Source organism: Dictyobacter arantiisoli (assembly GCF_008326305.1).
Classification (GTDB): domain Bacteria; phylum Chloroflexota; class Ktedonobacteria; order Ktedonobacterales; family Ktedonobacteraceae; genus Dictyobacter; species Dictyobacter arantiisoli.
In genome coordinates, this window is sequence record NZ_BIXY01000143.1 from 1 (window position 1) to 8,613 (window position 8,613).

Annotated in this window: 6 protein-coding genes and 2 pseudogenes; 4 read left to right on the top strand and 4 right to left on the bottom strand. The window is 52.4% G+C overall.

Annotation, left to right across the window (positions count from 1 at the left end):
• From F1593_RS29515 to F1593_RS26495, 3 genes and pseudogenes are all read right to left on the bottom strand, one after another.
• Positions 1–145 (bottom strand): annotated as a pseudogene (locus F1593_RS29515) (RNA-guided endonuclease InsQ/TnpB family protein); the annotation flags it as partial.
• 263 nt (positions 146–408) lie between these two features.
• Positions 409–975 (bottom strand): DUF1697 domain-containing protein, encoded by a 567-nt coding sequence (locus F1593_RS26490; protein WP_149404562.1) that lies wholly within the window; start codon positions 973–975, stop codon positions 409–411.
• A gap of 240 nt (positions 976–1,215) precedes the next feature.
• Positions 1,216–1,587, bottom strand: a complete 372-nt coding sequence (locus F1593_RS26495) for a hypothetical protein (protein ID WP_149404563.1) — start codon at positions 1,585–1,587, stop codon at positions 1,216–1,218.
• A gap of 360 nt (positions 1,588–1,947) precedes the next feature.
• Between F1593_RS26495 and F1593_RS26500 the strand changes: the two genes are divergently transcribed.
• The 4 genes and pseudogenes from F1593_RS26500 to F1593_RS26515 form a co-directional block, all read left to right on the top strand.
• A complete protein-coding gene (locus tag F1593_RS26500) occupies positions 1,948–4,698 on the top strand; it encodes a helix-turn-helix domain-containing protein (RefSeq protein WP_172632475.1) in 2,751 nt (916 codons plus the stop codon).
• A gap of 100 nt (positions 4,699–4,798) precedes the next feature.
• Positions 4,799–5,560, top strand: coding sequence for an exonuclease/endonuclease/phosphatase family protein (locus F1593_RS26505; RefSeq protein ID WP_149404565.1), 762 nt, complete (start codon positions 4,799–4,801; stop codon positions 5,558–5,560).
• 137 nt (positions 5,561–5,697) lie between these two features.
• Positions 5,698–7,365, top strand: coding sequence for an MAC/perforin domain-containing protein (locus F1593_RS26510; RefSeq protein WP_149404566.1), 1,668 nt, complete (start codon positions 5,698–5,700; stop codon positions 7,363–7,365).
• A gap of 301 nt (positions 7,366–7,666) precedes the next feature.
• Positions 7,667–8,014: pseudogene (locus F1593_RS26515) on the top strand (ISAs1 family transposase); the annotation flags it as partial.
• Positions 8,015–8,218: 204 nt separating this feature from the next.
• Here the strand turns inward: F1593_RS26515 and F1593_RS28720 are convergent.
• A partial coding sequence (locus F1593_RS28720) for a hypothetical protein (protein WP_172632476.1) occupies positions 8,219–8,613 on the bottom strand: 395 nt, incomplete at its 5' end.

The following is an 8,613-nucleotide window of genomic DNA, read 5'->3' on the forward strand; positions in this document are numbered from 1 at the left end:
CCTGCAGGTCATTCTTCGCGATCCTTTTTTCATCCATCCAGAGACGAAGACACTTGTTGCGAATGAATTGCGTGACGCGGAGAGCTTCTTCAATGGCGGCATACTGTGCCCGATTCCCTTGCAGTTTATATTCGTACGTCAACATCCGCCACTCCTCTGGTTCACATCTCTTCGTCTCTCTTCTGATACTATCTTAGCATCTCCTGTTCATACCGGTCAAGAAGACAGGACCTGATTGATGAAAGGGAACCCACTCGAACTGCGAACGTTCTGGAGAGGAGGAAAGAGCACTCTCAGAGAGGTGGGTGCGATGCGAGATGAGCCTGCCCCACTATCCCTCCCACAAAGGAACGCCCATTCATCCCCCGTTTCAAAACGGAGGGCTTTCTGGGCCTTTTCTGTAATACTTCAATCGGTTGTCGGGCTTGGCTGGCCTTTTTTCGCTGCTTCGAGGATTTTGGCTGCGGTGTGGATGAAGCGTGTTGTTGTCTTGTCCCCCAATATTTTGAATCCCTGGGCAACAGGCGGGCGACCATTGATGATGTACCAGACGACAAAGGCTTCGTGGTCTGTGGCCGCGACGATCTCCATGTCATTCTTAGGCGAACGAAACGGCAACGCAAGCGTATCAGGGATGATCTCTTTCGTGAACACGATACACAGGCGCATATCAGCCGTCACCTGCAACGCCTTAAATGGCTCAAGTGCCAGCATCCGCTCAAACTCAGCGATCGTACGCAAGAATACCGGAACCTGATAGCCCAGCGCCCCGTACAGATGCTCCTCAATCAACTGGATCAACGTCGCACGATCCAGCTGCTCGCTTGCTGGTCCAGTCTCAAAGAACACATTCCCACTTTGAATATATGTCCGAACTCCTGTAAATCCCAGTTCAGTAAAAAGCTCTCGCAACCGCTCCATCTTCACTACGTGCCCACCCACGTTAATCCCACGCAAAAGTGCAATATAAAACATTTTCATTCCTCAATTTTCCATACTTATTCATTGCTATTCTTTTGTTTAGGCATGGTTCAAAATGAGCTCAGATCAATGTGACAACTTTGAACAATCCACACTGTGAAAAATAAATCTTGAGAGGGCCTCCTGAGCGGCTTCAGGATTTATTTTTGGATAATTCCATCGTTCACAACTGTCACACCTGTTTGAACCATGCTTTACGCTCAAATATGGAAATACAATTTAACAAGTACCTTCTCATTTATCTTTTTTTCTGGAATTGCGGAATGCAAAAATAAAGCCACTGAGAATGGAGAGCAGGACCAGTAATAGCAGAAGAATGTCGAGTAGATTCCAGAATGAGTTGTTGGGAAAGAAATGCGTGGTGGTGGCCGAGTCGATAAATATTGCAACCATCGCCAGCGTGACACCAACACAAAAGAGAAGCGTGGGACGAGTATACCAGTGTCCCGGCAGGCCGCTGGCACGCCGCTTGCGCAACACCTTGAGATCCGCATAGATCGCCACAATTGCTGAAATCAGCACAATCAAAATAAAAACAATCTGGGCCACAATTAAGCCGTGGACCAGCGGGGCCACCTGAGCGGCCCCCTCAACCAGCGATATCATACGTTATAATCTTTCTTTATCTTTTGGAAAACCCTGATCCTCCCCCATAGGAGAGCAGATCCCACAGCAAATGTGCATCCGCCTTCATAAACAGGCTCCTGCATGTGGTTCGCTCAAACAGCATCCAATCCGACCAGCTTCGCGCCCAGAGAAGCAAGGAAGCGACTATTTATAAAGAAAAGGACAATGCACGCCTGTAGCATAGCATAAAATTGAGTGCCTTGAATCTTTGAATCTTTCTGAATCAGAAAATTTTCCCTTTCTTCAGCGTCTAACATAATAGATAATCATATACAGACCATGCCGTTCCAGCCTTTTCAACGATTACAATACACATCTCTAAGTGATGTAAGGAATTCAATGATGAAAGAGATAACGAAAGTTACGCCCAATATGCAGCTCAAGCTAGCCCGTGAGCGTCGAGGCTGGTCACAAAAATATGTCGCGCAAGAAGTGGGCACAGATGCATTCACTGTCAGTCGCTGGGAACGTGGGGCCACGCTTCCAAGTCCCCATTTTCGCCAGCAGCTCTCCACTCTCTTTGATTCGGATCTATCCGAGCTTGGATTGTTCATGCCGAAACAGTCTGAAGTCCCTGATCAGGCTCAGGCTCAGGCAACTGTCCAACCAGAGGAGGATGGTCCAGCCACGCCCAAAGCGCTGTTTGATCCAGCCATCCCACCTGCACCGGCGAATGAGAAGAGTCTGGTGGGGCGCGATGAAGTGCTCCGCCAGCTCAAACAACAGCTCTTCACAGGTGCGGGAAAGCCGGTGTCACACCTTGCGCTTAATGGTTTACCGGGAGTCGGCAAAACGGCTCTGGCAACCACTCTGGCATATGATGAGGAGGTCCGGGCACATTTTAGCGATGGCATACTCTGGGCCGGGCTCGGCTATGAAACGGATTTAATGGGACAGTTGAACCACTGGGCGCTGGTCTTGAACAGTACGCTTCCCGATCCGCTGCGGCGAAACTATCCTGAAGCCTGGGCCGAGTGTATCCATGCCACCATCGGGCAGAGGCATATGCTCCTTATTATCGATGATGCCTGGGAGTTCAAGCATGCTCTGGCCCTGCAGGTAGGAGGGATGCATTGTACGCATCTTGTCACTACGCGTTTCCCGGAGATTGCGCAGCGCTTTGCGCCTGAAAAAGCCGTTGTTGTCCGTGAGCTGGCGGATAGCGATGCTCGCCTGCTGCTGATGCGCCTGGCTCCTGAGGCGGTGCAGGCTGAACCAGAGGAGGTGCAGGCACTGACGGCAATCGTGGGAGGACTTCCACTGGCCCTGACGCTGCTCGGCAACTATTTGCGCGTGCAGACCTACGGTGGACAGCCGCGCCGCTTACGAGCAGCCCTGGAACGCTTGCGACACGTCGATGAGCGTCTGCAACTGAGCGAGCCCCAGGCGTTGATCGGTGCCCATCCCAATCTTTCAACCAGCACGCCGCTCTCGCTACAAGCGGTGATCGGCATGAGTGATCGACAGATCAGCGAGCGTGCTCGGACGGCCTTGCGCGCCCTGGCGATCTTCCCCCCCAAACCGAATACATTTTCCGAAGAGGCCGCCATACGCATCAACGCCCTGCCAGTGGAGGCGCTTGATGAGCTGATGGACGCCGGGCTGCTGGAGAGTAGCGGTCCCGCACGTTACACGCTCCACCAGACTATCGCGGACTATGCGCGCACACAGTTGACGGATAGCCAGGTCACTGATCGCTTCGTACACTATTACGTGGCATATGTGGAAACGCAGGTCAACGACGATGGAGCTATCAGCCACGAGTACAACAATATACTGGCGGCCCTGGAGATTGCGTTTGAGCAGCAGATGCTGCCTGCTTTGCTGCAAGGCGTGCGCGCCTTCGCCCCCTTATTAATTATACGTGGACTCTATACGGTCGCCGCAACTCATCTGCAACGTTTTCTGGATGCCGCCCAGGCGCTGGAAGATGTGGAGAGCCAGGCTACGGCGTGGCTGAACTTTGGAAAAATTGCTGAGCAGCGCGCAGACTATGCATCGGCCTCAGCTCATTGGCAGCAAGCACTCCTTCTGGCACAACAGGATCAGCTGGATGGGCTGGTGGCCGAGATATTGATGGAACTGGGGACGCTGGCACGACAGCAAGGACAACCTGAGCAGGCACAGCAGTTCTTCCAGCAAGCACACACTATTGCCCATCAGCTTGGAGATCAGTATCGCATAGGCGCGACCTTGCGGAATCTGGGCATCCTGGCCCGTGAACAGGGACAACCCGAGCAGGCCAGCCAGTTCACCGAAGAGGCTCTGGCCGCCTTTCAGCAGCTCGGCAATCAGCGTGAAATCGCGCGCACGCTCAATGGCCTGGGCATTCTGGCACGGCATCAGGGGCAGCCTGAGCAGGCGCGTCAATGCTATGAAAAGGCCGTGCTGCTTTTCCGGCAGGTAGGCGATCAGCGCGGGGTCGCAACGAGCCTGGGCAACTTGAGCCGCATTGTCGCGATCCATGAGGGAAATCTCCAACGGGCCCACCAGCTCTATCAGGAGGCATTGGATATCTTTGAACATTTGGGGGATCGACGCAGTAGCGCCCAGGTTCTCCATGGGATAGGATCGTTGCAGTGGGAACAGGGACAGCCTGAGCAGGCGGAACGCACACTCCAGGAATCACTGCGTATGCTACGCGAGATTGGCGATCAGCATACCATCGCGCTGACGCTGGGTGAGCTAGGTATCCATGCACGCGAGCAAGAACATTTAGAACAGGCCAGCCAGCTACTAGAGGAGGCTTACGCACTCTTTCAAGAACTGAAAGACCGGCGTCAGGAGGCTATTGCACTGCGTGAACTGGGCGCACTGGCACGCGCTCAGGATGATCCCGCACGAGCCTCTCAACTGCTACACGAGGCCCTGACAACCCTGCATGAACTGCATGATCGACGTGAGGAGGCAATGGCACAATACGAACTGGGGATAGTATCTCGCCAACAGGGAAAGTGGGATGAGGCGCGGCGCTTGCTCAACGAGGCTCTCACAACCTTCCATGCGGTCAACGATCAACGCACGAGTGCGCTAGCCCAGCGCGAACTCGAAATCAATGAAGCACAAAAAACAAGACTAGTAGATGACTAGTAGATGATCTTCTTTTCGATGCGCGACTGCGGCATACTTGAACTGTCCCCACAAACCTGGGTGACGTCGAAACAGCAATGCGAAAAGGAGGTTACACAGATTGGTACGCATCGTCTCATGGAACATCAAACAGTTCTCCCTGAACACCTGGAATAGTCAAACCAGACGGAACATCATCCTGCAAGTATTCGCAATCGCGGATCTGGTCTTCATTCTTGAGGGTCCAGCTTCCTCGCTGGCCGCTGGTGCCCTGGCCGATAGCGTCGTACAGGACCTTGGGGCTGCCAAATGGGATAGTAACTATATCATCAATCCAGCACTGGGGAATGAAACTGACAGTACGCTGATCTTCTGGAAAAAGGGCACGGTCAATGTTACCGGGGTAGCAGCACTGGCAATTCCTCCCGCCAAATCCTGGGATAGTAGTTTGCGTAAGCCAGCTATAGCCTCGGTTAAAATCGGCCGGAAGAACTACCAGATCGGCGTCTGGCATGCGCCGCCCAGCACTTCGGACAAATCTATCCTGATAGCTGCTGCCTGGGGCGTCTTAAAAACTATTCCCGGCCTGGATTTGTTTGTTGGCGATTTTAATGTCGATGTCAGTGTTTCAAGGTCAGAATATGCCTCAAAAGGTCCCGACCGTGGCACTGTGTTTCGCAATCCTTCCCTGACCTCCGTCACTGACTGGAGCGATTTCCTGATCAGCGATTCTCGTTACGACAAAGTGCTGGTAGGAAACAGTCTCCGCAATAATGCAACACTCAAGAATAGTATTGCGATTTGCACCACACCACTCAAGCCCTTTACCTTTCAACAAATCTATAGCGTCTCGGATCATTGTCCCGTAACCTGTGTCCTCTAATTGTCATCTCCATCCTTCCGGGTGGTGGAAGAGGGGAGTTGCGAGGACACCTCGCGCTCCGTCAGGGACTGCTGCCCCTGCGCCCTGCTTTTACCCATGTTTTATTGGAAAATCAAAGCAACTAAAGGAGTATACCGATGCTTTTCTCAGACCAGAATCCTTTGCAGGATACCGATACGACCAACACTACTGATAATAGCGATGCAATCAACAATGACAATGACCTCATCGATGCTGGTGAAGCCAGCTATACTGATGCCAATACTGATAGTGGTACCCCGGTCCTCTCACAGGTGGGTTTTGTCGGTCAGGGCTTCAACATCTTTGGGCCACGCGATTTAACCGATGGCTTGATCACGCCGTTGCTGGATTTCACCGATGCCGATACCTACACGTTTACCCTGATCGGGAAGGATTACCTGGTGCCAACGGGCATCGAGGCGATCCAAAATACGCAGGGCTACGCTGAAAGTGGCGTCTTTCTTTCGCGTGAAGGCTTCCAGAATAATATTGCAGCCCACCTGGGAGTGAGCGCATCCGCAGGCGCGTTCAGCGGTGAGATGCAGGCCGACTATGCTGGCGAGTTTTCCGCCAATTCCCAATATATGTATGCCTACACCATTATCCATTATCCGGTCGCCGTGTTGCAATTGCTTGATTACCTGCCCTATGTGAAAGGAGAATTCGCCGAGCGCGTCACACAACTCCCTGATCAGGTGACCGATGACAATCTCTCAACCTTTAGTCGCTTTTTTGAGGACTTCGGAGTCTACTATACCGATAAAATCGTGCTGGGCGGCTCCGTCGAGCTGTATATCGCCATCAGCCAGAGTGAGACGCTGAGCAAACAATCGGTGGAGGCGCTGTTTCAGGCGCAATATGAAGCCCTCTTTGAGACCGGCAGCCTGAGCGCGAACACAAAGGCGAGCGTCGCCTGGCAAAACTATTCCAAAAGTGCCCGCAACCATACGGTCATTAAAGCCAACGGTGGAAGCTTAACCGCCATCCAGGATGTGCAGGACGTTGATCCCTGGAATCCCAGCACGTCAATTCTCGCCAAACTGCAAAACTGGTCCAGCAGCGTTGAGGCCCATCCTTCCGTCACTGACTTTAGCTTAAAAGGGATCTGGCAGTTCTGTGGCACCAAAAGCACGGCGGTCTATGAGGCATGGCAACGCTACGCCAGTGTCTTGCGCCCGCGCCTTGAGATTCAGACACGCTCGCAAGTATCCTACACACCAGCTAATCCGGCCCCTCCGGTCATTACGTTGGGCAAACAACTCTTGCCGGTCGATGCTCCGAGCAGTCCGATGGGCTATCAAGTCGTGGTGCTGGAGAACAAAAATCTCATCAAGCCCGAAGGCATCCTGCTGAACCGCTACTATGGCATACCGACCACAGCCGAGCCTGTCGTTGGATATCGCAATATGTATGAGGAGATTGCGCGAGACTTGCGCGCCTTTCCAGCGGGCAGTGTATTGATCCTGGCGAGCTTTGGCCTGGATGCGGACTTCGGCATCACGCCAGATATGAGTATCCATGGCATACTGGTCTCAGCCGGGGCGGGTCCACAGTTGAAGCAGTTCGAAAGCAACCCTGATCAGGGCAGTCAGGGACCGTACTGGGTCACCAACCCCGCCAACTATATCCTGGTTGGTATTATCAATAACGGCCCCAACAGCGGCATCGAACTCTTCGCGCCACGGGTGCAGAATGAAACAACTGTCAACGCAGATCTGGCAGTTGACTTCTATCGCTCCTCTTTTGACACAACCTATACCCTGGGACCTGGCATTGATGGCTAACGCATAGCCACCCCCATAGGCGCAAAGGGCAGCGGGATTGTTAAGGGTGCAACCCTTAACCTGGGGTTCGGGGCTGTGCCCCGATCTCTTCCCTCCCTCTCGCCGCCGCATGATCTTTAACAAATGAAAAGGGACGGGGAGAACCAAAGTAGCGGCCACCGTTCTACGGTGGAGTCGTCCACAAAGCTCGCCCCGCAGGAGCTACGAGAGACGGGAGCAGGTGTCAAGGGGTGACCTCACCATGACAGGGCTATTTAATTTTCCCTTCCCCTCCCAGAAGTCCTAAAGAAGAAAGAACAGGCATCATATGAATTTATATGATGCACAGACAGGTATTGTCCTCAAGGAAGAGATGGTTGCGGAGAAAGCGAATGAATTGACACATATGACGTCTTTTCTCACTCCCACCTTGCTTCAAGGACGTATCATCAGTGCCGATGCGCTCTACACGCAGCGGAGTTTTTGTCAGGAAGTCATCGCCTCAGGAGGTGAGTATCTGTTGATAATTAAGCAGAATCAACCAACGCTCTATGAAGACATCTCGCTCTTTTTTCACGATCCTCCTCGTGCTCGTGATTGCCTCGATTGGCGGACTGCCAGCAGCTGCAACAAAGGGCATGGGCGTCTGGAGTGTAAATCCCAACATTAAACTGGTCCTTTTACAACATTTATCCTGGTGGGCAAACCACTCTGGAATCGCTTGCTTACCAGGATAATTGAATGTTGGAATTTACAGGTTATGTCAAGAGCTTTCAATCGCGCTGTATAGTCCTGTGATGTTGCGGCTGAGACGCTGACATGAGCCCATTTTCCACCTTTGAGCCCTCCACGCTATTGGGAGATGATCAGCCTGCTATTCATCTTGAACTTGGGAGAAGGATGTTCCTTCTCTTATTCTCTTTCTTCTCTTCTCTTTCTGCTTCTCTTCTTTTTTCTGACGGTTTTCTAGAGCATTCGCTGAAACATTTTGTAGGTGTCTTATATTAGTTCCTTGTCTATATGCGTCTTGTAAAGAAATAGATCCCCCTATCTCACGGCGCTTCTGCGATACTTCATTCCAGCCTGGCTTCAGTGGAGCTTTCCCAGCAGCAGCTCGTATGGCATGAAGCTTTCGCGCCGCATCACTCCATTGATTCGTTTTAGCCGTGTAGATGGTGCTTGGTTTCCCATCACGGCCAGGACTTTCCAAGCGGAGATGAGGAACGAGGGGCTTGACCTCATGACTAGAGGAAGGATCTATGGTGGTAG

Bases quoted from the DNA above. Each gene is read 5' to 3' on its own strand.
- F1593_RS26495 (WP_149404563.1), bottom strand. From the start codon at position 1,587: ATGATATCGCTGGTTGAGGGGGCCGCTCAGGTGGCCCCGCTGGTCCAC.
- F1593_RS26510 (WP_149404566.1), top strand. From the start codon at position 5,698: ATGCTTTTCTCAGACCAGAATCCTTTGCAGGATACCGATACGACCAAC.
- F1593_RS26490 (WP_149404562.1), bottom strand. From the start codon at position 975: ATGTTTTATATTGCACTTTTGCGTGGGATTAACGTGGGTGGGCACGTA.
- F1593_RS26500 (WP_172632475.1), top strand. From the start codon at position 1,948: ATGATGAAAGAGATAACGAAAGTTACGCCCAATATGCAGCTCAAGCTA.